The organism is Streptococcus caledonicus (genome assembly GCF_042656225.1).
Lineage (GTDB): Bacteria > Bacillota > Bacilli > Lactobacillales > Streptococcaceae > Streptococcus > Streptococcus caledonicus.
This window is the reverse complement of sequence record NZ_JBHSOJ010000031.1, coordinates 44,966-67,420: the sequence shown is the minus strand read 5'-3', so window position 1 is coordinate 67,420 and position 22,455 is coordinate 44,966. Positions and strand designations below refer to the sequence as shown.

General features: G+C 37.6%; 31 protein-coding genes. 30 read left to right on the top strand and 1 reads right to left on the bottom strand.

Going from position 1 to position 22,455, the window contains the following annotated elements; translation table 11 throughout:
- Positions 1-10: 10 nt before the first annotated feature.
- The 28 genes from asnS to ACFPQ3_RS10330 all read left to right on the top strand — a co-directional run bounded on the left by asnS (position 11) and on the right by ACFPQ3_RS10330 (position 19,608).
- Positions 11-1,357 (top strand): asparagine--tRNA ligase, encoded by a 1,347-nt coding sequence (gene asnS, locus ACFPQ3_RS10465; RefSeq protein ID WP_156805592.1) that lies wholly within the window; start codon positions 11-13, stop codon positions 1,355-1,357.
- 96 nt (positions 1,358-1,453) lie between these two features.
- Positions 1,454-2,131 (top strand): cytochrome c biogenesis CcdA family protein, encoded by a 678-nt coding sequence (locus ACFPQ3_RS10460; RefSeq protein ID WP_156805591.1) that lies wholly within the window; start codon positions 1,454-1,456, stop codon positions 2,129-2,131.
- Positions 2,132-2,141: 10 nt separating this feature from the next.
- Positions 2,142-2,717 (top strand): TlpA family protein disulfide reductase, encoded by a 576-nt coding sequence (locus ACFPQ3_RS10455; protein ID WP_156805590.1) that lies wholly within the window; start codon positions 2,142-2,144, stop codon positions 2,715-2,717.
- A 97-nt stretch (positions 2,718-2,814) separates the two neighbouring features.
- Entirely contained in the window at positions 2,815-3,468 is a 654-nt protein-coding gene (locus tag ACFPQ3_RS10450) for a DUF1803 domain-containing protein (RefSeq protein WP_156805589.1), read from the top strand.
- Between the two features lie 11 nt (positions 3,469-3,479).
- A complete protein-coding gene (locus ACFPQ3_RS10445; RefSeq protein WP_156805588.1) occupies positions 3,480-4,055 on the top strand; it encodes a DUF6287 domain-containing protein in 576 nt (191 codons plus the stop codon).
- 164 nt (positions 4,056-4,219) lie between these two features.
- Complete coding sequence (locus tag ACFPQ3_RS10440; protein ID WP_156805587.1) at positions 4,220-5,596, top strand: amino acid permease; 1,377 nt, start codon at positions 4,220-4,222, stop codon at positions 5,594-5,596.
- An 18-nt stretch (positions 5,597-5,614) separates the two neighbouring features.
- The gene (gene mmuM, locus ACFPQ3_RS10435; RefSeq protein ID WP_156805586.1) at positions 5,615-6,562 is read left to right on the top strand and encodes a homocysteine S-methyltransferase; all 948 of its coding nucleotides are present in this window, start codon (positions 5,615-5,617) and stop codon (positions 6,560-6,562) included.
- 217 nt (positions 6,563-6,779) lie between these two features.
- Positions 6,780-7,040: a hypothetical protein gene (locus ACFPQ3_RS10430; protein ID WP_156805585.1), complete on the top strand. Its 261-nt coding sequence runs from the start codon at positions 6,780-6,782 to the stop codon at positions 7,038-7,040.
- Position 7,041: 1 nt separating this feature from the next.
- A complete protein-coding gene (locus ACFPQ3_RS10425; protein WP_156805584.1) occupies positions 7,042-7,242 on the top strand; it encodes a hypothetical protein in 201 nt (66 codons plus the stop codon).
- A gap of 23 nt (positions 7,243-7,265) precedes the next feature.
- On the top strand, positions 7,266-7,466 hold the full coding sequence (locus ACFPQ3_RS10420; RefSeq protein WP_156805583.1) for a hypothetical protein: 201 nt from the start codon (positions 7,266-7,268) through the stop codon (positions 7,464-7,466).
- Positions 7,467-7,487: 21 nt separating this feature from the next.
- On the top strand, positions 7,488-7,727 hold the full coding sequence (locus tag ACFPQ3_RS10415) for a hypothetical protein (protein WP_156805582.1): 240 nt from the start codon (positions 7,488-7,490) through the stop codon (positions 7,725-7,727).
- A gap of 2 nt (positions 7,728-7,729) precedes the next feature.
- Positions 7,730-8,041 carry a hypothetical protein gene (locus ACFPQ3_RS10410; RefSeq protein ID WP_156805581.1) on the top strand — a complete coding sequence of 104 codons (312 nt, stop codon included), beginning with the start codon at positions 7,730-7,732 and terminating at the stop codon, positions 8,039-8,041.
- Between the two features lie 5 nt (positions 8,042-8,046).
- Positions 8,047-8,256, top strand: a complete 210-nt coding sequence (locus tag ACFPQ3_RS10405) for a helix-turn-helix transcriptional regulator (protein WP_156805580.1) — start codon at positions 8,047-8,049, stop codon at positions 8,254-8,256.
- Positions 8,257-8,268: 12 nt separating this feature from the next.
- Positions 8,269-8,616, top strand: coding sequence for a hypothetical protein (locus ACFPQ3_RS10400; protein WP_156805579.1), 348 nt, complete (start codon positions 8,269-8,271; stop codon positions 8,614-8,616).
- Positions 8,603-9,370 carry a DUF3169 family protein gene (locus ACFPQ3_RS10395; RefSeq protein ID WP_156805578.1) on the top strand — a complete coding sequence of 256 codons (768 nt, stop codon included), beginning with the start codon at positions 8,603-8,605 and terminating at the stop codon, positions 9,368-9,370. Before ACFPQ3_RS10400 ends, ACFPQ3_RS10395 begins: the two co-directional genes overlap by 14 nt.
- 1 nt (position 9,371) lies before the next feature.
- Positions 9,372-9,971 (top strand): 16S rRNA (guanine(966)-N(2))-methyltransferase RsmD, encoded by a 600-nt coding sequence (gene rsmD, locus ACFPQ3_RS10390; RefSeq protein ID WP_338014775.1) that lies wholly within the window; start codon positions 9,372-9,374, stop codon positions 9,969-9,971.
- On the top strand, positions 9,961-10,206 hold the full coding sequence (locus ACFPQ3_RS10385) for a hypothetical protein (protein ID WP_156805577.1): 246 nt from the start codon (positions 9,961-9,963) through the stop codon (positions 10,204-10,206). The genes rsmD and ACFPQ3_RS10385 overlap by 11 nt, the downstream gene beginning before the upstream one ends.
- Complete coding sequence (gene coaD / locus ACFPQ3_RS10380) at positions 10,203-10,691, top strand: pantetheine-phosphate adenylyltransferase (RefSeq protein WP_156805576.1); 489 nt, start codon at positions 10,203-10,205, stop codon at positions 10,689-10,691. The genes ACFPQ3_RS10385 and coaD overlap by 4 nt, the downstream gene beginning before the upstream one ends.
- Positions 10,678-11,718, top strand: coding sequence for a SepM family pheromone-processing serine protease (locus tag ACFPQ3_RS10375; protein ID WP_156805575.1), 1,041 nt, complete (start codon positions 10,678-10,680; stop codon positions 11,716-11,718). Before coaD ends, ACFPQ3_RS10375 begins: the two co-directional genes overlap by 14 nt.
- Positions 11,719-11,848: 130 nt before the next feature.
- A complete protein-coding gene (locus ACFPQ3_RS10370) occupies positions 11,849-12,154 on the top strand; it encodes a GNAT family N-acetyltransferase (protein ID WP_156805574.1) in 306 nt (101 codons plus the stop codon).
- Between the two features lie 806 nt (positions 12,155-12,960).
- Positions 12,961-13,275, top strand: coding sequence for a hypothetical protein (locus ACFPQ3_RS10365; protein WP_232323184.1), 315 nt, complete (start codon positions 12,961-12,963; stop codon positions 13,273-13,275).
- A 769-nt stretch (positions 13,276-14,044) separates the two neighbouring features.
- Positions 14,045-14,401 carry a hypothetical protein gene (locus ACFPQ3_RS10360; RefSeq protein ID WP_156805573.1) on the top strand — a complete coding sequence of 119 codons (357 nt, stop codon included), beginning with the start codon at positions 14,045-14,047 and terminating at the stop codon, positions 14,399-14,401.
- A 264-nt stretch (positions 14,402-14,665) separates the two neighbouring features.
- Positions 14,666-15,154, top strand: coding sequence for an ATP-binding cassette domain-containing protein (locus ACFPQ3_RS10355; RefSeq protein ID WP_156805572.1), 489 nt, complete (start codon positions 14,666-14,668; stop codon positions 15,152-15,154).
- A 377-nt stretch (positions 15,155-15,531) separates the two neighbouring features.
- Positions 15,532-16,026, top strand: coding sequence for an rRNA maturation RNase YbeY (gene ybeY / locus ACFPQ3_RS10350; protein WP_156805571.1), 495 nt, complete (start codon positions 15,532-15,534; stop codon positions 16,024-16,026).
- Entirely contained in the window at positions 16,007-16,411 is a 405-nt protein-coding gene (dagK, locus tag ACFPQ3_RS10345; RefSeq protein WP_156805570.1) for a diacylglycerol kinase, read from the top strand. The genes ybeY and dagK overlap by 20 nt, the downstream gene beginning before the upstream one ends.
- Positions 16,412-16,509: 98 nt before the next feature.
- Positions 16,510-18,087, top strand: coding sequence for a cardiolipin synthase (gene cls, locus ACFPQ3_RS10340; RefSeq protein WP_156805569.1), 1,578 nt, complete (start codon positions 16,510-16,512; stop codon positions 18,085-18,087).
- A gap of 226 nt (positions 18,088-18,313) precedes the next feature.
- A complete protein-coding gene (locus tag ACFPQ3_RS10335; RefSeq protein ID WP_156805568.1) occupies positions 18,314-18,688 on the top strand; it encodes an OsmC family protein in 375 nt (124 codons plus the stop codon).
- Complete coding sequence (locus ACFPQ3_RS10330; protein ID WP_156805567.1) at positions 18,688-19,608, top strand: AEC family transporter; 921 nt, start codon at positions 18,688-18,690, stop codon at positions 19,606-19,608. Before ACFPQ3_RS10335 ends, ACFPQ3_RS10330 begins: the two co-directional genes overlap by 1 nt.
- 77 nt (positions 19,609-19,685) lie before the next feature.
- Here the strand turns inward: ACFPQ3_RS10330 and ACFPQ3_RS10325 are convergent, their stop codons facing one another.
- Positions 19,686-19,862 carry a DUF3042 family protein gene (locus tag ACFPQ3_RS10325; protein ID WP_156805566.1) on the bottom strand — a complete coding sequence of 59 codons (177 nt, stop codon included), beginning with the start codon at positions 19,860-19,862 and terminating at the stop codon, positions 19,686-19,688.
- Between the two features lie 90 nt (positions 19,863-19,952).
- Here ACFPQ3_RS10325 and holA point away from each other — a divergent pair, with 90 nt between their 5' ends.
- Complete coding sequence (gene holA / locus ACFPQ3_RS10320) at positions 19,953-20,993, top strand: DNA polymerase III subunit delta (protein WP_156805565.1); 1,041 nt, start codon at positions 19,953-19,955, stop codon at positions 20,991-20,993.
- 302 nt (positions 20,994-21,295) lie between these two features.
- On the top strand, positions 21,296-22,348 hold the full coding sequence (locus ACFPQ3_RS10315; RefSeq protein ID WP_156805564.1) for an LPXTG cell wall anchor domain-containing protein: 1,053 nt from the start codon (positions 21,296-21,298) through the stop codon (positions 22,346-22,348).
- The last annotated feature ends 107 nt before the right edge of the window (positions 22,349-22,455 follow it).

Genomic DNA, 22,455 nt, shown 5'->3' with positions numbered 1-22,455 from the left:
AAGAGAGAACATGTCTAGAAAATTAGTTACAATAAATCAAGTGAGCCAGTATGTTGGCGAAGAAGTAACGATTGGTGCTTGGGTTGCCAACAAGTCAGGTAAAGGAAAAATTGCGTTCCTACAGTTACGTGATGGAACAGCCTTCTTCCAAGCGGTTGCTTTTAAGCCTAACTTTATTGAAACATTTGGTGAAGAAGAAGGAACAGTTAAGTTTGATGCTATCAAACGCCTTAGCCAAGAAACATCTGTATATGTCACAGGAATTGTTAAAGAAGATGAGCGTTCAAAATTTGGCTACGAGTTGGATGTGATAGATCTTGAAGTGATTGGTGAATCAGCTGACTACCCAATTACACCAAAAGAGCATGGAACAGATTTCTTGATGGACAACCGTCATTTATGGTTGCGTTCACGTAGACAAATGGCTATCCAACAAGTTCGTAATGCTATCATCTATGCCACTTATGAGTTCTTTGAGAAAAATGGCTTCATCAAATTTGATAGCCCAATTCTTTCAGGAAATGCAGCCGAAGACTCAACAGAATTATTTGAAACAGATTACTTCGGTCAACCAGCTTTCTTGAGCCAATCAGGTCAATTGTATCTTGAAGCAGGGGCTATGGCACTTGGACGTGTCTTTGACTTTGGACCAGTTTTCCGTGCTGAAAAATCAAAAACACGTCGTCACTTGACAGAATTTTGGATGATGGATGCTGAGTATTCATTCCTAACTCATGAGGAGTCGCTTGATCTTCAAGAGGCTTATGTTAAAGCCCTTATCCAAGGGGTTATTGACCGTGCGCCACAAGCACTTGAAACGCTTGAGCGTGACGTAGAACTCCTTAAGAGCTACATTGACCATCCATTCAAACGTGTATCTTATGATGAAGCGATTGACCTTCTTCAAGCACACGAAAATGATGACGATACAGATTACGAACACCTTGAGCATGGTGATGACTTTGGTTCACCACATGAAACATGGATTTCAAACTACTTTGGTGTTCCAACCTTTGTTGTGAACTACCCAGCAAGCTTTAAAGCTTTCTACATGAAACCAGTACCTAGCAACCCAGAGCGTGTGCTCTGTGCAGACTTGCTTGCTCCAGAAGGATACGGCGAAATTATCGGTGGTTCAATGCGTGAAGATGATTACGATGCCCTTGTTGCGAAAATGGACGAACTTGGTATGGATAAGACTGAGTATGAATTCTATCTTGACCTCCGTAAATATGGTTCTGTACCCCACGGTGGTTTTGGTATCGGTATCGAACGTATGGTAACATTCGTAGCAGGTACAAAACATATTCGTGAAGCTATTCCATTCCCACGTATGTTGCACCGTATTAAACCTTAATCTTAAAATTAAAACTCTCATACAGTTGAGAGTTTTTAAATTTGACAAGACGCAATAGTGTTGTTATCATTAAATCATACAAGTTAAAGTTAGGAAATGATTATGAATATTGTTCAAATAGTAACCTTATTTCTAGAAGGGGTGTTGTCATTTTTTTCTCCCTGTGTTTTGCCAATTTTACCTGTCTATGTAGGTATTTTAGCTGGAAATGGTGACGGAAACTCTCAAAAGACACAGTATAAGGTTGTGGTTAATACCTTGTTTTTTGTTGCTGGAATATCACTGACCTTCTTTTTATTAACGTTTGCTTCAAGTTATCTTAGCCGCTATTTTCTTCAGCACAGTTTTTTCCTCCAAGGATTGAGTGCGGTTATGATTTTAATGTTTGGCCTCTTTCAGTTAGGGTTTCTGAAAATTCCAGCTTTTTTCAAAGAGATTTCAGCCAAGCATAAGGTTTATAGAAGCGGTCAAAAGATGACACCATTGCTTGCTTTGGTTATGGGATTTGCCTTTAGTTTTTCTTGGACTCCTTGTATTGGTCCGATTCTTGCTAGTGTCTTCCTTTACGCTTCTAGTCAAACAGGTTGGTTAAGCTCAGTTTTAGTGGCTGTTTATTGTTTAGGCTTTATTTTTCCCTTTGTTTTATTGGCTTTCTTTTCGCAAAAAATGCTGGCGCTCTTTAAGTCAGGTCAGAAATGGATGCATTATACTAAGCTTCTCTCAGGTATTCTGTTAATCGGGATTGCCTGCTCACTTATTTGGAATTTATTTTAGGAGATTTCTCATGAAAAATAGAACATTATTATCAGTTGTTTTTGTAATGCTTTTTGCCTTGGTTTTAGTAGGCTGTGATGGTTTAAGAAAAGAAGAGAAAAAAACGCAACAATCAACAGACACTGTCATTTTGACAAAAGGTAGTCAGGCGCCTGATTTTGAGTTAGTTGCTGATGATGGAATTAAGTTGACCTTGGCGGATCTTAAAGGTAAAAAAGTTTATATCAATGTTTGGGGAACTTGGTGTCCACCTTGCCGTATGGAAATGCCTGAGTTGGAAGAAGTCTATCAAGAGGTTAAAGAAAAAGAAGATTGGGTATTTTTATCAGTAGCTTCACCGAATGATGAAGGAATGGGAAATAATAGGACACGTGATGTTAGTAAAAAAGAAATTTTAGAAGAAGCAACTAATTTGGGTGTGACTTACCCAGTTTACTTTGAAGAGAATCATAGCTTTTTAACAAGCTACCAAGTTAGGTCATTCCCGACGCATATCTTCATTAATTCCGATGGTACCATCGCTAATTATGGTATTGGAGCTCTCAATAAAACAGTTGTCTCCAATACAATGGAACAAGTAAAATAATTTTGATGTCATCATGACAATGACTGGAACATGAAATCTCAATAGAGTCATTAGGCTAAGACTTTTTTGTCTTGGCCTATTTTGTTATAATGATTTTATGATAATCATTTTTAATCCAACAAAACTCACGGGACAGCCTTTTTTTAAAGACTTGATCAATTATCTTAATAGTCATGATGAGGTCATTTTACGTCACATCAAACGAGATTTTCCTGAGGTTAAAAACTTAGATAAGCAACTTGAGGATTATATTCAAGCGGGTTATATTTTGCGTGAAAATAAGCATTACAGGCTGAATTTGCCCTTCCTTGAGACGGTTGAGGAAGTGACTTTAGACAGTCATATCATGGTTGATACAGAGTCACCCGTTTACGGGGAGCTATTGGCATTGTCATTTGAGACAGTTCTTGTAAATCACACCAACGATGTTCTGCTTGTCGAGTCATCCAGCCTCACGCGTGAGGAGCTGACACTTGCCAATTACTTTCATAAACTGAGAACTGCGCAGTCTTTTTCAGAAAAACAAAAGGAACTATATGAGATTTTAGGTGATGTTAATCCCGAGTATGCCCTTAAGTATCTAACGACTTTTTTGCTTAAGTTTGGCCGAAAAAATGAGGTAAAGCAGAAGCGTAGGGACATTTTTGTGGAGGCTTTGGAGCTTTTGGGTTACGTGGAAAAAATAGCAGAGCAAACCTATCAATTGGGCATGGAGGTTGATAGTGAAACCCTGACATTTATTAAAAAATAGAGGTGTTTGATATGAACAAGTTTTATAAAGGAATCGTCTTGTGTAGTCTACCAGTGTTACTTGTCGCATGTGCTGGTAAAAAAGAGTCAGAAACTAAGAAACAGACTGAAACAAAGGTAACACGTACAACGACAAGCCAAACCAGCTCTACGACAACAACTATGACTAGTCAAACTGAAACCACGGTAACTACTGAAACAACTCTAGAAGCTTCTCAAAATATAATAACCGTAGAACCAATTCAAAATGCAATGAATTTAGAACAAATCCTAGCAGGTGATTTTTCGAGTGTTGTGGGTACTTGGCAAAACGCTAAAGGACAAACCTATATTTTAGATAAAGATGGTTTGGTTGCAGATGACTTGATAATTGAAAGTACTTATTGGGGTGGGATAACAGAAGGTATCGTTACTGGGAGTGTCCGACATTCTCAGGGAACAGGATTTGCTATGGTTTTCATTCCAGCAGGAAAAGTGATGCCTCCAGATGTATATCCTGATGCTTCGGATAGTACACGAGACCGTATTTTAACTGGACAAGCTTATCAAATTTCAGATCCTGATTTATTCTTTTATAAAATTGACTAAAGATTGACCTATGTCAGTCTTTTTTTGCCAAGCTATGGAGTGAGACGGTGTTTTCTGAAAGTTTCAGGTATAGTTTCAAATTATAACCATCTATGGAAAAAGACACATGTATTTTTGCTTGAAATTATGTTAGTATAGCTCTAATATCTATTTTAGGAGGGGTTATGGAAAATCATAATTTTGAAAATGAAGGACAATTTAATCGACAGATGACTAGCCGTCATCTTCGGATGTTATCAATTGGTGGTGTTATTGGAACTGGATTATTCTTGAGTTCGGGTTACACGATTGCTCAAGCTGGGCCTTTTGGAGCGATTGCTGCCTATCTTTTTGGGGCTGTCATGGTTTACTTGGTGATGTTTTCCTTAGGAGAGTTGTCGGTCGCTATGCCAGTTACAGGTTCATTTCATACTTATGCGACCAAGTTTATCAGTCCTGGAACTGGCTTTATGGTGGCTTGGATGTATTGGTTGTGCTGGGTGGTTGCTCTAGCTTCTCAATTTGTCGGTGCAGCTCAGCTCATGCAGCGCTGGTTTCCAGATGTTCCTATTTGGATTTTTGCCACGATTTTTGCTGCTATAGTATTTGGGTTAAACATGTTGTCGGTTGGCTGGTTTGCTACTGCGGAAGATTACCTCTCTTCTATCAAGGTTTATGCCATTATGGCCTTTATCGTCCTCGGGACTCTCGCTATTTTTGGCATTTTGCCTTTTGAGGGAACAAGCGGTGCTCCGCTATTTAACAACATTACAGCCAATGGGCTTCTTCCTAGTGGGGCTATCGGTGTTATTTCAGTAATGCTCTCTGTTAACTATGCTTTTTCTGGTGTTGAGATGATTGGTATAGCAGCTGGTGAGACGGATAATCCTAAAAAGGCTGTGCCAGAGGCTATCAAATCTACGATTGGTTTATTGGTTGCTTTCTTCGTACTGACTATTTTTGTCCTAGCAGCGCTTTTACCAATGTCAGAAGCAGGAGTGACAGAAGCACCATTTGTTCTTGTGCTTGATAAAATCGGTATTCCTTATGCCGCTGATATTATGAACTTCATTATTTTGACGGCAATTTTGTCAGCCTCAACATCAGGTCTTTATGCCTCAAGCCGTATGCTCTGGTCTTTAGCAAATGAAGGCATGATTAGCAAAAATTTGGTTAAGATTAACAAACATGGTGTACCGATGCGTGGGATGCTGTTGTCAATGGTGGGTGTGATTATTGCTCTTGTTGCTTCCATCTATGCAGCAGATACGATTTTCCTTGCCCTTGTATCCATCGCTGGTTTTGCGGTTGTCATTGCTTGGTTGGCAATTCCGTTGGCTCAAATTGGTTTTCGTAAGGAATTTTTAAAAACACACAGTGAAGACGAATTGGAATATAAGACGCCGTTTTCTCCAGTTCTTCCTTGGATGACAGTTATTTTGCTTGTGATTTCCATTATTGGAATTGGCTGGGATCCATCACAACGAGCAGGTCTTTACTTTGGTGTACCATTTATGGTGGTTTGCTACATTTACCACTACATTCGCTTTAAAAAATGGTAAGTGCTGGAAAGGATTGTTATGGGACGTTTTAAAGAACTTTTAGAGACGCAAGAATACATTATTTTACACGGTGCTTTAGGAACGGAGTTAGAATTTCGAGGTCACGATGTCTCTGGGAAACTCTGGTCTGCTAAGTACCTCTTGGAAAATCCAGATTTGATTAGGGAAATCCACGAGGATTACCTTAAAGCAGGTGCTGATTTAGTAACGACGTCAACCTATCAAGCGACCTTCCCTGGTTTGTTTGAGGCTGGATTGTCTCAAGAAGAAGCAGAACAATTGATTGGTTTGACGGTTGATTTAGCCAAAGAAGCTAGGGATAATGTTTGGGGAACATTAACAGATGAAGAAAAAGCTAATCGTGCTTATCCTCTCATTTCAGGAGACGTGGGACCATATGCAGCTTACCTCGCAGCTGGTTCTGAATATAATGGTGCTTATGGCGATATTAGTCTGGATGAGTTGAAGTTTTTTCATCGTCGTCGTATTGAAATTCTTCTGGAGCATGGCAGTGAGTTACTGGCACTAGAGACCATTCCAAATGCTTTAGAGGCTAGGGCTTTGATTGAACTATTGACAGAAGAATTTCCAAACGTTGAAGCTTACATGAGTTTTACCTCTCAAGATGGTCAGTCGATTTCTGATGGAACTTCTATTAAAGAAATAGCAGAGCTGATTAATGCAAGCAAACAAGTCTTAGCAGTAGGGCTTAACTGTACTGCGCCAGCTGTTTATCAAGACTTTCTAAGCCAATTAAGAGCCTTGACAGACAAGCCATTTGTGACCTATCCGAATTCTGGAGAAGTTTATGACGGAGCAAGCCAAACTTGGACTTCAAATGCTGACCACAGTCATAGCTTGTTAGAAAATACAATCAATTGGCATCAGTTGGGAGCTAAGGTTGTGGGAGGTTGTTGCCGAACACGTCCACGTGATATCGAAAATTTGAGCCAACATTTAAAATAGTAATGAATTGAGATTGACCGATGTCAGTCTCTTTTTTAATAATCAGATGATGTAAATTACCAATTAGGTATCATTTTGATAAGATTTTGTTCGTTTTGACTATGTTCATGATATTTTTGACAAAAATCTTTATCTTTTTGACTATGATACTTGTCAAAATTAAAATGATATGTTACACTTAATTCATAAAGAAAACGGATACAAAAAGGAGGTTCTTATGAAAACGCAACAAGAAACTAAAGCAATCACTCTAACGGCTAGGCATATTCTTTATATTTGCTTAGGTGCACAATTATTTTTTGCTCTATTTAGTTTTGTTTCTCATTACTTCCTTTTAGGTAAATGGGATTTAGGTATCATTTGGGATTATATTGAAATGACTTGGTTAATGAACGTGATGATGGTGATTATCCTTCTTGAAGAAGATAAAAAGGACAAGAAGACGCAAATGACTGAGCAAGCGAGGAAAGAGGACTAGGATGACAAAACAGGTTTTATTTAAATACATAACACTATTCCTATCTCTATTTTTAATCAACATGCTAGTGATGCTAGTGCTTAACAGTCTTGGATTTACGGGAGAGTTGGGAGCGATAAGCTATCTCTTCCCACCATTAGTGACAACAGTTGTCTTAGTTATGGTTGATAAAAAGTTAAAGAAAAGTAAAAGGCAGTCATAAGATTAAGGTAAGGGAGAATTGAAATGAAATTAGTTGAATTTGTTAAAGCTGTGTTTATCGGATTTTGTGTTGTTGGTGTTACGATATTGCTGTTAAAAGACTTATGGTCGTGGATAGTATCTGGGGAGCTATCGTTGGATAAGACTATTTATCTTATGCTACTAGGCATTATAAGCTACAAGATTGCTACACATTTTGAAAACAAATATATCGAGAAAAGATAGAGAACGTAAGGAGAAACTATCATGACTAAAGAACCATTGGTTAAAGGAACGTTTGAAACTAAAAAAGGAAAAGAAATTGTCATTACTGGAACACATGTGTTCAATGTGGTTGCTTTTCTATCTGTTATCATGCTTTGGGTTGAGATGATACAGTGGTGGCGGACAGGTAAACACCTTCCATTTGAAATTTTACTTTGTCTAGTTCCAGCAATTGTAAGTGGTGGCTACAACCTAGTGAAATGGCTCAGAGCGAGGAGATAGGTATGGAATATTTTGGTGTAGTCGCTTTTATTTTCTGGCTATTTTATGCAGATAAACACAAAAAATTACAACGAAAACTCAATAGATTAGAAAAAAGAAACAAAGGAGAAAATCAGATGTCACAGATTATTCAAAAAATGCTGAATCAGGTTGCAAAAATTACTTTTGATTCTAGTTTTGAAACAACTCATACTTGGACTATTCTTGAAGTCGATGAGGATTGGGTAAAATTGCAACGGACCGATAAAAAAGGTAAAGTCTTCACCAAAATTGTTCGTCTAGATGATATCAAATCTATTGATGTAGAGGAGTAAGAAGTATGCAAGTCTTAAAAAATCGTCTCAAGGAGTTAAGAGCTCGTGACGGTGTTAATCAGACTGAAATGGCAAAATTAGCAGATGTTTCTCGTCAAACCATCAGTCTGATTGAACGAGGGGAATACACCCCCTCAGTCGTTATTGCCATGAAGATTGCTCAGGTTTTTAAAGAACCTGTCGAAAATGTGTTTAGTTTGGTCGAAGAGGACTAAGAAGAGGCAGTTATGAAATTTTATAAAGGAGTAGGAATTGTCTTTATTGTAGCGGGAGTATTTCTATTTGGTTTAGATTTAGTTCATGGCTCTAGCAGCCTTCCTGTGACATGGATAGTTTATGTATTATCAGGAATGTATCTTTTGGTGAGAGATCGCTTAGTGAGTTCTCGTAAATGGCAGTTGATGGTATTAGGCATTATTATCCTGCTATTTGGATTCGTGATTTTGAGTGACCTGTCTGTATTGCCAAAAAGTGATCTGAGTGTTATGGAATTTCTTATACCATTTATTCTATTGACAACGGACCTTGACGACATTGAGAAGAAAGTAAAGGAGAGAAAAAATGTTAAAGATTAAAGAAAAAGATAGTAACGGTGTAAGGCTACTGAAGCAGCTTGTTCAAGGGATGTTGATAGGTGCCCTAATTGGGGGTCCACTTGGTTTTGCGATTGGATATTTTGGTCTTGAAGGTGGAGTAAAATTTCCAGTGGCAATGATTGTGGAAATAATTCAGTACGTGATTTATGCTCTTATTGTATTACTATTTTTAGTGACTATTATCTATATTTTCCGTATTCGGAAAGGAATTGTAAATTACGAGATGAGTGAGGATGATGAAGAACAAGAGAAACTTTACAGTTTACTTGGTCGTCAGACTAGTTACGCTCAAGTATTTGTAGGTATTGCATTGATTTTATCCTTTGCCAATATGTTGCTAGGGTACAAATTGTTATTTTCAAATGATTCGGCTGAACTTCAGTTTCCAATCTATGCTTTTGTTGCATTGATGGTATCAGCTGGTTTACAGATGCACTTGCTTTCCCTTTCTAACCGTGTTCGTGGTCGCAGAACCACTTTGACACCAACTTTGAAAGAATTGAAAAATAACGTCCTTCAACTGGATGAAGCAGAGCTTCAAGCCAATTACAAAATATCTTTTGAGATTGTGATGACCCTTAGTGGCCTTATATTACCAGCCATTTACGTCTTTCTATTTTTCATGTCTGTTATCTTCCAAAAAGTAGAATTAACAGGAATTTTTATTGCAGTTAGTATTCATATCTACATTATGATCATGAATTTCAAAATGGCGAAGGAACATTATAAATAAAATGAGTAAACAGTCTGGCTTGAAAAGTTGGATTGTTTTCATTTATGGTATAATAAAAACCATGAGAATTGTATCTGGTGAATTTGGTGGGCGTCCTTTGAAGACGCTGGATGGGAAAAATACGCGTCCGACCTCTGATAAGGTGCGTGGCGCCATGTTTAATATGATAGGCCCCTACTTTGATGGCGGTCGTGTCCTTGATTTATTTGCAGGGTCGGGGGGGTTGGCTATTGAGGCTGTCTCGCGCGGGATGGATTCGGCTGTTTTGGTCGAAAAGCATAGCGGAGCGCAAGCTATTGTCCAAGAAAACATCAAGATGACTAAGGTACCAGAGAAATTTACCCTCTTGAAGATGGAAGCAGAGCGAGCGCTTAGCCAATTGACAGGTACCTTTGACTTGATTTTTCTCGATCCACCTTATGCCAAAGAGCAGATTGTTGCCAATATTGAAGCGATGGATAGGCTAGGATTGCTGGGAGATGAGGTCATGATTGTTTGTGAGACGGATAAGGCTGTTCAGCTACCAGAGGAGATTGGATCAGTTGGTATTTGGAAAGAGAAAGTTTATGGGATTAGTAAGGTGACAGTGTATGTTAGGTAATGTGTTAATGTTGTCAGAATGGTTTGTCATTTTGGCATTGGTGGTTTTTATCTATATGAGGTGGACAAAAAGAGAGGGACGTAGCTATATGCCCTTCCTAATCAGTCTCTGTTTCCTAAATTCGGTGCTTCGTGTCATGGCTCATTATGTCAATGGTGACAAATTGTCTATGGTAACGGTTTTATTCCCAGTTATCCTACTCGTTAACTATTGGACAAGTGGAGAAAATAAATGACTAAAATTGGTTTATTTACAGGTTCTTTTGATCCGATTACAGTAGGGCATTTGGATATTATCGAGCGTGCCAGCCAGCTTTTTGATAAGCTCTATGTTGGTGTGTTTTACAATAAGGAAAAAGCAGGGCTGTTTGATGTTGAAACCCGTGCTCAGATGATTCGTGAGGCGGTTGCGCATTTGGAAGGGGTAGAAGTGATGACCTCCGCAGGGCAATTAGCGGTAGAAGTGGCAAGAAAGTTCCAAGTGACGCATTTAGTCAGAGGGCTTCGGAATGCTGTTGACCTCGATTATGAAGCCAATTTGGAATTCTTTAATCGCTATCTCGCAGAAGAGTTAGAAACCGTTTATTTGATGGCAAGTCATCGTTATCAGCCTATCTCATCCAGTCGTGTGAGAGAATTGATTTATTTTAAATCGCCTATCGTGGATTTTGTACCAGAAAGTGTTGCGAAACAAGTGGAGAAAATGAATGAAAATAATTAAAAAGTTTAAATGGTGGTTAGTTGGTCTTGTAAGTGTGATGACTGTATTGGGGATATTTTTCCTTCCACTTCCTTATTATATTGAAATGCCGGGTGGTGCTTACGATATTCGTGCAGTACTCAATGTTGATGGACTAGAGGATAAGGAAGAAGGTTCTTATAATTTTGTAGCTGTGGGGGTTACTAGAGCAACACCGATTCAGATTTTGGCTGCTTGGATGACTCCTTACAGAGAGATTTCATCTGCCGAGGAGACAACAGGAGGAGTTTCAGATGAGGACTACTGGCGGATTAGTCAATTTTATATGGAAACATCACAGAATGCAGCAATCAGCGAAGCCCTTACCTTGGCTGGAGAGGAAGTAGAATTATCTTATTTGGGTGTTTATGTCCTTAATTTATCCGATAATTCAACCTTTAAAGATGTGCTTAATCTTGCGGACACAGTAACTGGTGTCAATGGCAAAGAATTTTCGAGCTCTAAAGAGCTCATTGATTATGTAGGTTCGCAAAAACTTGGGGATGATGTGACGGTTCAGTATATTTCAGACGGTGATCAGCGCTCTGCTTCTGGAAAAATTATCAAACTTGACAATGGACGAAATGGTATTGGTATTGGCTTAACTGATCATACAGAGATTGTAACGAACCATTCAATTAACTTTTATACGGACGGTGTTGGTGGTCCAAGTGCCGGTATGATGTTCACGCTTAGTATCTACGACCAACTTATCGAGGAAGATTTGCGAAAAGGACGTATGATTGCTGGGACTGGTACGATTGAAAAAGGCGGAGCTATTGGTGATATTGGGGGCGCTGGTCTAAAAGTCGTAGCCGCTGATCAAGAAGGTGCGGAGATCTTCTTTGTCCCAGATAATCCGATTGAAAAAGGGATGAAGAAATACTATCCAAAAGGGAATAACTACGAAGAGGCCAAGGCTGTCGCTAAGGAATTAGGGACAGATATGAAGATTGTGCCTGTCACAAATATTAAGGATGCTATTGATTACTTAAGGAAGAATCCATGATTTGTTATGAAAAACTTGTTTTGAGTGAGCAAAATCTTTCTGAACTGACTCAACTCACGTCTTTGTCGGAACAATGGGCAGAAGAAAAGACCATGCCTTCATACACTCCAAATAAGATCGAGAGCTCTATGTGGCGCGTGAAGATGATACCATTATTGCCTATGCCCTTGGAGATATTAAAATCCTCACCGAAAAGACCTCTTACAATGCTATCGGTGAGAGTGCTTTTGAACTCGATGAGCTTTATGTAAAACTAGAGTATCGCAGTCAAGGTATCGGACAAGAACTATATCGGTTTATGGAAAACGATTTGCTTAATAAAGTATCAGTGATTAGCGTAATCGCAGCTTCTTATCACTACTTCGAACTCCTAAAATTCTATAGTGATGATTTGGGAATGTCATTTAACCATGCCTTGTTGACAAAGCGATTATGATTTGAAATTAAAAGAAGACTGATTTGGTCTTCTTTTTGTTTTACCAGGATGGGTTTAAAAGATACAATTACAAAAAATGAAGAAATCTTGTAAAAGAGTTGACAATTTAAAAGAAAAGGCTTACAGTCATTGTGTTATCAAAACAGATGCAACTGTTGAAATAAGTTTTATTTTTTATAAGGAACCATATCTCTATTAAGGAAGTAGTGTTTGGTTCACATAAAAGTCTAACAAAGTAGGATGGCTGGCAGGAATAGTTTCAGTTAATATTGTCTATAACGATAATTTTAGTTAGGAGAAAGCAACAAGTTTTCTCCTTTTCTTTATAAAGTCACTTTTGGGGGATTATTTTATGACCTATTTTATAACGGAGTTCAAGCGATCAGTGTTTTCAAAAAATACTGTCATAGCCTTTTGTCTCATTCTGAGCAGTTTAGTGATAGGGATGGTTAGTAGTTGGACCTCAATACAGGCATTTAAGGGGATTTCTTTTTTTCTTTATTCTTTTTCGCTCAGTCAAGGGGCAATCTTACCTGTTATCATTCTAATGATAGTTGCTCTGCCATTTTCGAATGCTTATCTTCAGGATAAGGAAAATAATATGATATATGGTATGTTGACGAGAACTACTCTAAAGAGGTATTACCTTACTAAATTCCTTGTTAATAGTTTGGTTTCTACCTTAGTTGGTATATTACCTTTAGCGCTATTTTTTAACTGCTAATGAGGTATTATTTCCAGTTGAACAAGGCAGTTATTTTGGTGAAATCGGTGGCGCTTGGTCAGTTGTTTTTAAGAAATCACCGTTGCTTTATTCAGTGATAACGATTATCAATAGTGGCTTTTTTGCTACTATCTATGCTAATCTAGGCTTGGTATCAACCTTTTTTATACGCCATAAACTTGTCTCCATTGTGATGCCGTTTATGATTTACATTTTGCCTTCTTTTGTATTTCCGTTTGTTGGATTAGATCAATTTGAACCCGTGACAACTTTTGATTTGACAGCCAACACATCGGCAACAGCAGTTATTGTTTATAGTCAAATGGTAGTATTTTTCTTAGTGATAGCGGTGCTAGGATATGTCAGACTAAAGAAGGAAGTGATCACCTATGATTGAAACCATTTTTAAGTTTTTTGGAAGACGTATGAAAGAAAATGCTATCTGTATTTGTCGACTTGTGGCTTACTAATAGGGTTAAGTTATATCCAATTTAATAGCTTACCATTAGGGAAACATAGTTTTTGGATTTGGCAATTATACATTAGCAGTGACCTCTATACAGCTATTGTTGGTTTGCCTCTCATTTGTGTCATTGGGTATCATTTTTTATCGACAGTTTTTTTCTCAAATATGTTAACCTTATTACGTTTTAAAGATAAGACGAGATTATTTAAACAACGCATGTTGCTACAGTTGGTTTTTATAGGTAGCTTTATACTTCTAATAGGCTTACTTGGAAGTCTGATTTGTCTATTGTCCGCAACTTATCATCCTGTTTGGGAGTCAGATAATATCAATCAATACACTCATCTTTTTTTAACCGTTTCTGATTTAGAGATACCATTGATTAAGCAAGTGATATTGACAACGATAAATTTTTGGTTGTACTTATTATTGTTATTGAGTCTGCACCATTTTTTGAGATTGCTTTTCAAGGAAAAAATAGCTCTATTTTTGGTAATTGGATTTATTTTTTTACAATCATTTCTTTACAAAATGACGAATCATTCTCCCTTGTTGGCATTATTTCCCGTTTATCACTATCAAGTGACTAATGTCACAGATGTTTTTGGAAATATCAGTTACTGGGTGATTAGCCATGTATTTTTGAATGTGGTTAATTATTTTCTAACTCTAAAAGGAGAGTATAAATAGGGAGGCTGCGATGTTAAAGGTTTTAATAAAAAGAAATGTGACTCAAAAGCAGGTTATTAAGGTGTTATTGTTTTTTATCCTGCTTCATTTATCTGGAAAAGCTTTACTTGATGTTGATTTCCCAATGAGCGTACTGCATTATTATCACATCGAACATCGTAATTTTTACCTCATCGTGAAATATTTACTGCCTATCATAGTCTATCTGTATCTATTTGTAGGTCGTATTGACTTAGCCGAAGATGATATGTTGCTGGTAATCATTAGAACTCGTAAAAAATATGAACATCTAAAGGCTATTAGCCTCTACATTCTTCTGACAGGCACTACCTACTGGTTGTTTTATTTTTTATCTTTTATTGCTTAACGGGAATTGGTGATTTAATCATTGCTAGAGAAATATTAAGGATGCTCATTATCGTTTCTCAGATGAGTAGTATGTACTTTTATTTATCAAGGGGCATTAAACAGGCGCAAATAGCCGCATTGATTTCGTATGTTTAATAGTACTAAGTTTTCAGTCACATTATATAGCTGATATTATCACATTATCATCACTAGCAATTTTAATAGTGATAATAAATGTCTCTCTTCTCATTAGGGATATTGCAAAAAAGGGGGTATTAACATTATGAAAGTCATTGAAGTAAAGGATTTATCGTTTTCTTTTGGGAAGCACCACATTTTTAAGGAACTGAATTTGTCCTTGGACTCAGGAGAAATTGTCGGTATTATTGGTAAAAATGGTTCTGGTAAATCTGCTTTATTTAAATTAATTGCTGGCTTAATCAAGCCTAAGAAGGGAGAAGTCTGGGTAAACGGTGTAGAAATTGGCAACTCCACTAAATTTGCTGAAAACATCGGTGTTCTTATTGAAGAGCCATCTTTTTTACCGGAGTTAACAGCTTTTGATAATTTGGCCTTATTATTGAGTATCAATCAAAAGGTTTCAAAGGAGGTTGTCGAAAAGGCTTTAGATGCTAAGGAAGATTTATTAAGATTAGCCGAAAAGCTAATTGAAGAAATTCCAGATTACTTGCTTGGGATAGCTGCTTTAATGACAGCAATCAACACAAGCAAACAAAAAAAGCGAAAACCAAAGCCTCGCAAGCATAAGTAATCGCTCTTAGGACACGAGGGGGTGCCACCCCTCGGCTTGTCTTTATTGTATCAAAAAGAAAGAGGTAACGCAATGTCTAAGGTAATTGCAATTATCCTAATCGTTATCAACTTGTATTTAATCAATAAGGAGAAATAATCATGGAAACAATCACTATCAAAAAGCACACCCCAGCGCTAAAAATTAATACGTTATTTAATACGTTGTTTTTAAATTGATTGGAATTGAATAGTATCTATAATTTCAAAAACCCCTTATTTCACAAGCAAAAACCAACTGAATATTATTGATTGGTAACCAAAAATAAAATGTGTTATAATGTAGGAAACATTACAGGATAAGAGGAGCTAGCGGTTTAAATTGTGCTAGGTGAATACATGTACGTAGAATTTGTAGATGAGACTGGTCAAGTCTCAGAGGACATCAAAAAACAAACCTTGGAGTTGCTAGATTTTGCGGCGGAAAAGTTGGGGAAGCAAAATAAGGAAATGGCAGTTACCTTTATAACGAACGAACGTAGTCATGAGCTTAATTTAGAATTTCGTGATACAGATCGTCCAACAGATGTGATTAGTTTAGAATATAAGCCAGAAGTTCCTATTATGTTTGAAGAAGATTTGGCAGATAATCCTGAACTGGCTGAGATGATGGATGAATTTGATGCTTACATCGGAGAGCTTTTTATTTCGATTGATAAAGCAAGAGAACAAGCTGAGGAGTACGGTCACTCATATGAACGTGAGATGGGATTTTTGGCGGTACACGGCTTCTTGCACATCAATGGCTATGATCACTACACGCCTGAGGAAGAGGCGGAAATGTTTGGCTTACAAGAGGAGATTCTGACGGCCTATGGACTTACGAGACACTAATTCACAAAAAAAGTGGAAAAACATGACTTTGGTTGCCAGCCTTGAATTTGCATTGACAGGTATCTTAACGGCTTTTAAAGAGGAACGAAATCTTCGGAAGCATGCTGTTTCAGCAATTTTGGTAACCATATCTGGATTGCTTTTTCAGATTTCAGCGATTGAATGGCTATTTTTATTACTAGCAATTTTTTTAGTGATTACATTTGAAATTGTCAATTCGGCGATTGAAAATGTTGTTGATTTGGCAAGTAATTACCATTTTTCAATGCTGGCTAAGAATGCTAAGGATATGGCAGCAGGAGCGGTTTTAGTTATTTCAGCCTATGCTATTTTAACTGGACTCATTATCTTTTTACCTAAAATCTGGACTGTTTTCTTTGGATAATTTAAAAGACATTACTTGAAATTAAATGCACAAAATATTATAAGGTGTCAACTTACTGATGCCTTATTTTTATGGTATAATGAGAAAAAAACTTGGAGATGGTGATGAAAGAAGAAAAACGTCGTATTCGGCTTTTAAGAAAAGGTCAAAAAGGTTTTTGGCGTCTCGTTTTTAGTCGTGTTTGGATTATGGGATTTTTCATTATCCTGCAATTTCTATTGTTATTGACTACATTTCAATGGCTGGAAGATTATGAGACATTATTTCAAATGATTTCTTTTGTGTTAGTTTTTGGTGCAGTGCTCTATCTTTTTAATAGCCAGATGGAAGCGACGGCGAAGATGACTTGGTTGCTTTTAATTATGCCTTTTCCAATTTTTGGCTCAGCTATGCTTTTTTACAGTAAAGCAGATATCGGCTATCGTGGTCTAAAGCGGCGCATAAATGCCTTGGAGAAGGAAGGGCTTAGGTATTTAAAGCAAAAATCCGAAGTTGAAATGGAATTGCGCGAAACGCACTCGACAACCTATAATCTGGTAAAATATTTTAGAAGAAGCGATGGTTATTACCCTGTTTATAAAAATACTCGTCTGACTTATTTTCCAACTGGAGAAGCCAAGTTTGAAGAAATGAAAAAACAACTTTTGAAAGCCAAAAAATACATTTTTTTAGAGTATTTTATCATTGCGGAAGGTAAGATGTGGGGGGAGATTCTGGCTATTTTAAGGCAGAAAGTCCAAGAGGGAGTCGAAGTTCGCGTCCTTTATGATGGGATGAATGAATTCTCGACCTTATCCTTTGACTATGCTGAGCGATTACGGAAACTTGGGATAAAGGCCAAGTCCTTTGCTCCGCTTTCTCCTTTTTTATCAACCTACTATAATTACCGTGATCACCGTAAAATCTTAGTGATTGATAATGAAGTGGCCTTCACAGGAGGAGTTAATTTAGCAGATGAGTACATCAATCATATTAATCGTTTTGGTCATTGGAAAGACACGGCGATTATGCTTCAAGGTGAGTCTGTTCAAACCTTTACCGTCCTCTTTATACAAATGTGGTCAACTTTGGAGCGAGAAGTGGATTACACATCCTATCTTATCGAACCTGCAAAGTCTTACGCTAGTGATGGATTTATCATTCCTTTTGGGGATTCGCCTATGGATCAGGATAAGGTCGCCGAAAATGTTTACATTGATATTCTAAATCATGCGCGCGATTACGTCTATATTATGACACCGTATCTGATTTTAGATAGCGCACTTGAACACGCTATTTGCTTTGCGGCAGAGCGTGGGGTAGATGTCCGTATCATTATGCCGGGGATTCCAGATAAGCCTATTCCTTACGCTCTTGCCAAGACCTACTATCAGCGATTGATGCTGTCAGGAGTTAAGATTTATGAGTACACGCCAGGGTTTATTCACGCAAAGGTTTTTCTTTCGGACAATAGCAAAGCTGTTGTGGGGACAATTAACCTAGATTATAGAAGCCTTTATCACCACTTTGAGTGTGGTGCTTATATTTATCGATCATCAGTTTTAACAGACATATCCAAAGATTTTATTGATACCTTTAATCAAAGTAAGCTGGTAACCTTGAGTGAAATTGAAAATCGTTCCCTCTCTTCAAAAATGATTGGAAGTTTAGCACGAATGGTTGCACCTCTCTTGTAAAATAAAGGATGGTTTGTTATAATGATGACATGCGATGAGCCGAATTTGCTATTCATCTAGAATGAGCAATTTTGCGCAGGGGAAATTATAAACGCAGGAGCGGATTTTGATTAGATGATGTGAACCTTCTAATCACATTCTTTTAGGAGAATGCCCCCGACGACCGTAAGGTCGTTTTTTTCATATCGTTTTTAGGAAATTTAGAATAATCGTGAAGGAGTAGATGATGTATCAAACGAAAATTACTGGTGATAAGCTTTATCATGCCGTGTCATCTGGTTATGGAAGCCCCATTGAAACATTTGGCTTTGTAGAAAAGGGGGAGACACCGATGAGTTTATTGGTGATTGCTTTATCGTCATGTGTAACTATGTGTATTCAAGGTTATTATAAGAGAAAGCATGGTCTTGAACATTTTGATATGGAAACAGTTGCTTCTTATGACGATGGAACATTTGAATTGACAATCCAGCTTCCAGCTCAGCTTTTGGCAGAGACAAATCAGGAAGCTTTGAGAGATTATGCAGATCGCTACTGTCGCGTGAAGTCATTGTTACGTGAAGATATCATTGTTTCAATGATGTTTGAGGGAGTATTATAATGGCGATTTCTTTTTTAGTTTTTGAAAAATTAGTAGTTCTTTTTTTATTGATGGGAATGGGGCTGCTTTTTGCTCAGCAAGGGATTTTTTCTAAAGCAGTAACTTTACAGCTTTCCAAATTATTGACAAAATTTGTAGCACCTAGTCTGTTTGTTTCCTCTTTTATAGCTTCAGAATTTTCTTGGGAAAAACTGAGCAATCTTGGAGTAAGCGTCCTCTCAGCTTTTTTGATTTTAGGGATACGAATTGTTATTGTTCATTTTCTCTTTCCTTCTGAACGTAATATGGATAAGTATGCTGTTAATTTTGCTAATGTTGGTTTTATGGGAACGCCTTTAGCTTTGGCAGTAGGTGGCAAAGAAGCTGTCTTTTACATATCAGCTTTTGTCATTGCTAATCAGTTGACTCAGTGGACTTATGGAATCTATTTGATTTCAAGAGATAAATCTGTGATTAATGTTCATTCACTTTTAATTAATCCTGCAACTATTGGAACGGCAATCGGGATTTTTTTCTTTATGCTACCAATGGATTTACCTCAGGTTATCACGAATGCAGTCGATTCGTTTGCGACGCTCAACACGCCTCTTTCAACCTTGGTTTTAGGTTCTTACTTTTATAAGGCAAGTCCGCGGAAAATTTTTCTTTACCCGCCTGCTTATCAAACAGCTTTTTGGCGCTTAGTAGGGACATCGATACTTAGTATTCTGATAATTTGGCTTTTGCCAATAGCAGAGCAGGAGGTCAATTTGGCGCTCAGCATTGCTTCAACAGTACCAGCAGCTATGAATACAGCCCTTTTAAGTCAAGTTTATGGAGGCGATTACGAATACGGTTCACGCTTAGTTTTATTAACGACAACGCTCTCTCTTATAACAATTCCTTTAACAATGGGATTGGCTGGAATCTTGTATCTCTAATCAAACAGAAAAAGACCTACTCAGTCATTTCTAGTAAATGATAGAATAGGTCTTTTTGTTAACTTCAAAAGGTTACATTAGCGTGATACACGACGACGTGCAGCTTTTTTACGATTTTCCTCGATAAAAGCAGCTTTCTTTTCTTCAGGTTCGATAATGGTTTTTTGGATTGCAAAAAGCGCACCAGCAGCGGCAACAACTGAACCAACAACACCAGTCACAAGACCTTTAACAAAAGGATATTTTTTAGCCATAAGAGTGTCTCCTATCTTCTTTAAGATACCTTAATCATAGCAAAATAGAGAAATTAGTCAAGTTTTAACTTCCTGTGGTATAATGATGTTATGATTGCTATTGAAGAAATTGGTAAGCTAACCAAAGAAAAATTGTGGCTGATTACGGTCGTGACTGGTGAGGATTTAGGCCAGTATAGTCAGCTAAAAGAAGCTTTTATGAAGGCTATTGCATTTGATAAGGACGATTTGACCTATTCTTATTTTGATATGGCTGAAACTGATTATGCAACAGCTGAAATGGATTTGGAAAGTCTCCCTTTTTTTGCAGATGAAAAGGTTGTGATTTTTGATAATCTTCTAGACATTACAACAGATAGAAAATCTTATTTGGCTGAGCAAGAACTCAAACGATTTGAAGCTTATCTGGAGAATCCTGTGGAGACGACACGCCTTGTCATTATGGCGCCAGGAAAACTAGATGGTAAACGCCGTCTTGTCAAAATCCTGAAACGTGATGCTAGGATTTTTGAAGCTGGCCCTTTAAAAGAAGCAGAGCTGAGAACCTATTTTCAGAAATGGGCTCATAAGGAAGGATTGGCGTTTGAGTCAGGTGTTTTTGAAGAGCTCTTGATTAAGTCTAACTTTGATTTTTCTGATACTTCAAAAAATCTAGCTTTTCTCCAATCTTATAAGAAGCAGGGCACGGTGACACATGAGGATATTGCGCAAGCTATTCCCAAAAGCCTACAAGATAATTTATTTGACCTGACCCAGTATATCCTGTCTGGCAAGATTGATGTTAGTCGTGAGTTGGTGAGGGACTTGCGACTTCAAGGGGAGGATGAGATTAAGCTGATTGCCATTATGCTTGGGCAGTTTCGTCTCTTTTTGCAGGTCAAGATTTTAGCTAGTCAGGGGAAACCTGAGCAGGCTATGGTAGCTGAGCTTTCTAGCTTGATAGGACGGAACGTCAATCCCTACCAAGTTAAATTTGCCATGAGAGACAGTCGTAGCCTGTCACTGTCTTTTCTGAAAAAAGCTGTCGCAACGCTCATTGAATGCGATTATCAGATTAAGACAGGTGTTTATGACAAAGATTATCTCTTTGAAGTGGCATTGTTGAAGATAGCGGGTTTAACGAAAAAATAATACATTAGAAATTGAACAAAATAAAAAGTACTCTGTTGAGATCTTGTGAGAGCTCCAAAGCTTATTGCATTTTGACAGAGTTTTTTGTTGCTTTTCTTGAAAAAGAAATTTAAAATCTAAAAAATTTTTCTAATTTTTTTCTAAAAATAGCTTTCTGGCAAAATACTTGCTAGAGGATGTGGTATTTTTTAATGGTAATCAAATTATATTCAGTTTTTGAAAGTTTGTTTGGATATGGAACTAGTGTTCATTGAACTTTGCAAAATATAGAATTGAATTAACTTTAAAAGGAGACCTTATAAATGAAGTCAAAAGTTCTTAAATCGTTGATGTTGGCCACTCTTGTATTGGGAGCTAGTGGTAATGTCCCAGTAATTGCAGAAAGTACAACGACAGGAACGTCGGAAGCGACCACTATTGCCACTGAAGTACCGAAAATTAAATTGGTAAAAAGACAGATGAATTCCGACAAAGATCGGTTGAGTTTAGTATTTAATCGTACAAATCAAAAGTATAGCGAAGCAAGTATTGGAATTTTTAATGAAGCTGGGGAGCTAGTTGAAGGTGCATACATTTATACTTTTGTATCCTTTAAAGAAGGGCATAACAATACTGACCAATTCATTAATAGTATAAATTTTAAAGATGGTACTTACACTGCAGGCGTACGCTGGACTGAGGGGGATTACCTAGCTAATGACTATGACATGGCGACATTTACCTTTACTGTAAAAGATGGTCACTTTGTAGATAATCCAGTAACTGAAGTGGCACCTGAAACTACAGTTACGACTACTGAGAAAAAGGTTTCAGAAGTTACATCACCAGTGACCACAGAAGCTAAAACAGAAACAGAGGTTATCCCTCCAGTGACAACAGAAGCTAAAACAGAAACAGAGGTTATCCCTCCAATGACAACAGAAGTTAAAACAGAAACAGAGGTTGTCCCTCCAGTGACAGCAGAAGCCAAAACAGAAACAGAGATTGTCCCACCAGTGACAACAGAAGCCAAAACAGAAACAGAAGGTGTCCCACCGGTAACAACGGAGTCATCTATGACAACAGAATCTTCAACAAGAGAAAAAACCGAGAAGTCTACAACGGTGAAACCAGCTGACAAAACACAGATTGTAACACCTAAATTTAATCACATATCTGTTGATAGAACAACAGATGCAACAACCACATCTGGAGAACGTCAACCAGTAGAAAAAACAACTCAAAAACCAGTTGTTAAAGAACAAAAAGAAACCTTACCTGCCACTGGTGAGAAAGTTACATCAGTATTGATCGTTTGGGGGATGGGAATTCTTGCCACGGTAATCTTCTTAGGCTTGAAACGTCAAGAAAAATAAGTTGGCCTTGAAAGCTAACAAACTATCGAGATAAGCTATTGTCAATTTGAATTCTTTAGACGTGTCATTTTCTTTGGTACAATAAGCATGAGGCAAAAGCACTTCAA

Coding starts and splice junctions, on each gene's coding strand:
- ybeY (WP_156805571.1), top strand. CDS start 15,532: ATGTACGTAGAATTTGTAGATGAGACTGGTCAAGTCTCAGAGGACATC.
- ACFPQ3_RS10315 (WP_156805564.1), top strand. CDS start 21,296: ATGAAGTCAAAAGTTCTTAAATCGTTGATGTTGGCCACTCTTGTATTG.
- ACFPQ3_RS10425 (WP_156805584.1), top strand. CDS start 7,042: ATGACAAAACAGGTTTTATTTAAATACATAACACTATTCCTATCTCTA.
- ACFPQ3_RS10375 (WP_156805575.1), top strand. CDS start 10,678: ATGAAAATAATTAAAAAGTTTAAATGGTGGTTAGTTGGTCTTGTAAGT.
- ACFPQ3_RS10410 (WP_156805581.1), top strand. CDS start 7,730: ATGGAATATTTTGGTGTAGTCGCTTTTATTTTCTGGCTATTTTATGCA.
- ACFPQ3_RS10360 (WP_156805573.1), top strand. CDS start 14,045: ATGTTAAAGGTTTTAATAAAAAGAAATGTGACTCAAAAGCAGGTTATT.
- dagK (WP_156805570.1), top strand. CDS start 16,007: ATGGACTTACGAGACACTAATTCACAAAAAAAGTGGAAAAACATGACT.
- ACFPQ3_RS10330 (WP_156805567.1), top strand. CDS start 18,688: ATGGCGATTTCTTTTTTAGTTTTTGAAAAATTAGTAGTTCTTTTTTTA.
- ACFPQ3_RS10430 (WP_156805585.1), top strand. CDS start 6,780: ATGAAAACGCAACAAGAAACTAAAGCAATCACTCTAACGGCTAGGCAT.
- asnS (WP_156805592.1), top strand. CDS start 11: ATGTCTAGAAAATTAGTTACAATAAATCAAGTGAGCCAGTATGTTGGC.
- ACFPQ3_RS10450 (WP_156805589.1), top strand. CDS start 2,815: ATGATAATCATTTTTAATCCAACAAAACTCACGGGACAGCCTTTTTTT.
- ACFPQ3_RS10420 (WP_156805583.1), top strand. CDS start 7,266: ATGAAATTAGTTGAATTTGTTAAAGCTGTGTTTATCGGATTTTGTGTT.
- mmuM (WP_156805586.1), top strand. CDS start 5,615: ATGGGACGTTTTAAAGAACTTTTAGAGACGCAAGAATACATTATTTTA.
- ACFPQ3_RS10440 (WP_156805587.1), top strand. CDS start 4,220: ATGGAAAATCATAATTTTGAAAATGAAGGACAATTTAATCGACAGATG.
- ACFPQ3_RS10335 (WP_156805568.1), top strand. CDS start 18,314: ATGTATCAAACGAAAATTACTGGTGATAAGCTTTATCATGCCGTGTCA.
- coaD (WP_156805576.1), top strand. CDS start 10,203: ATGACTAAAATTGGTTTATTTACAGGTTCTTTTGATCCGATTACAGTA.
- ACFPQ3_RS10385 (WP_156805577.1), top strand. CDS start 9,961: ATGTTAGGTAATGTGTTAATGTTGTCAGAATGGTTTGTCATTTTGGCA.
- ACFPQ3_RS10455 (WP_156805590.1), top strand. CDS start 2,142: ATGAAAAATAGAACATTATTATCAGTTGTTTTTGTAATGCTTTTTGCC.
- holA (WP_156805565.1), top strand. CDS start 19,953: ATGATTGCTATTGAAGAAATTGGTAAGCTAACCAAAGAAAAATTGTGG.
- ACFPQ3_RS10415 (WP_156805582.1), top strand. CDS start 7,488: ATGACTAAAGAACCATTGGTTAAAGGAACGTTTGAAACTAAAAAAGGA.
- ACFPQ3_RS10355 (WP_156805572.1), top strand. CDS start 14,666: ATGAAAGTCATTGAAGTAAAGGATTTATCGTTTTCTTTTGGGAAGCAC.
- ACFPQ3_RS10395 (WP_156805578.1), top strand. CDS start 8,603: ATGTTAAAGATTAAAGAAAAAGATAGTAACGGTGTAAGGCTACTGAAG.
- ACFPQ3_RS10460 (WP_156805591.1), top strand. CDS start 1,454: ATGATTATGAATATTGTTCAAATAGTAACCTTATTTCTAGAAGGGGTG.
- ACFPQ3_RS10325 (WP_156805566.1), bottom strand. CDS start 19,862: ATGGCTAAAAAATATCCTTTTGTTAAAGGTCTTGTGACTGGTGTTGTT.
- rsmD (WP_338014775.1), top strand. CDS start 9,372: ATGAGTAAACAGTCTGGCTTGAAAAGTTGGATTGTTTTCATTTATGGT.
- ACFPQ3_RS10445 (WP_156805588.1), top strand. CDS start 3,480: ATGAACAAGTTTTATAAAGGAATCGTCTTGTGTAGTCTACCAGTGTTA.
- ACFPQ3_RS10405 (WP_156805580.1), top strand. CDS start 8,047: ATGCAAGTCTTAAAAAATCGTCTCAAGGAGTTAAGAGCTCGTGACGGT.
- cls (WP_156805569.1), top strand. CDS start 16,510: ATGGTGATGAAAGAAGAAAAACGTCGTATTCGGCTTTTAAGAAAAGGT.
- ACFPQ3_RS10400 (WP_156805579.1), top strand. CDS start 8,269: ATGAAATTTTATAAAGGAGTAGGAATTGTCTTTATTGTAGCGGGAGTA.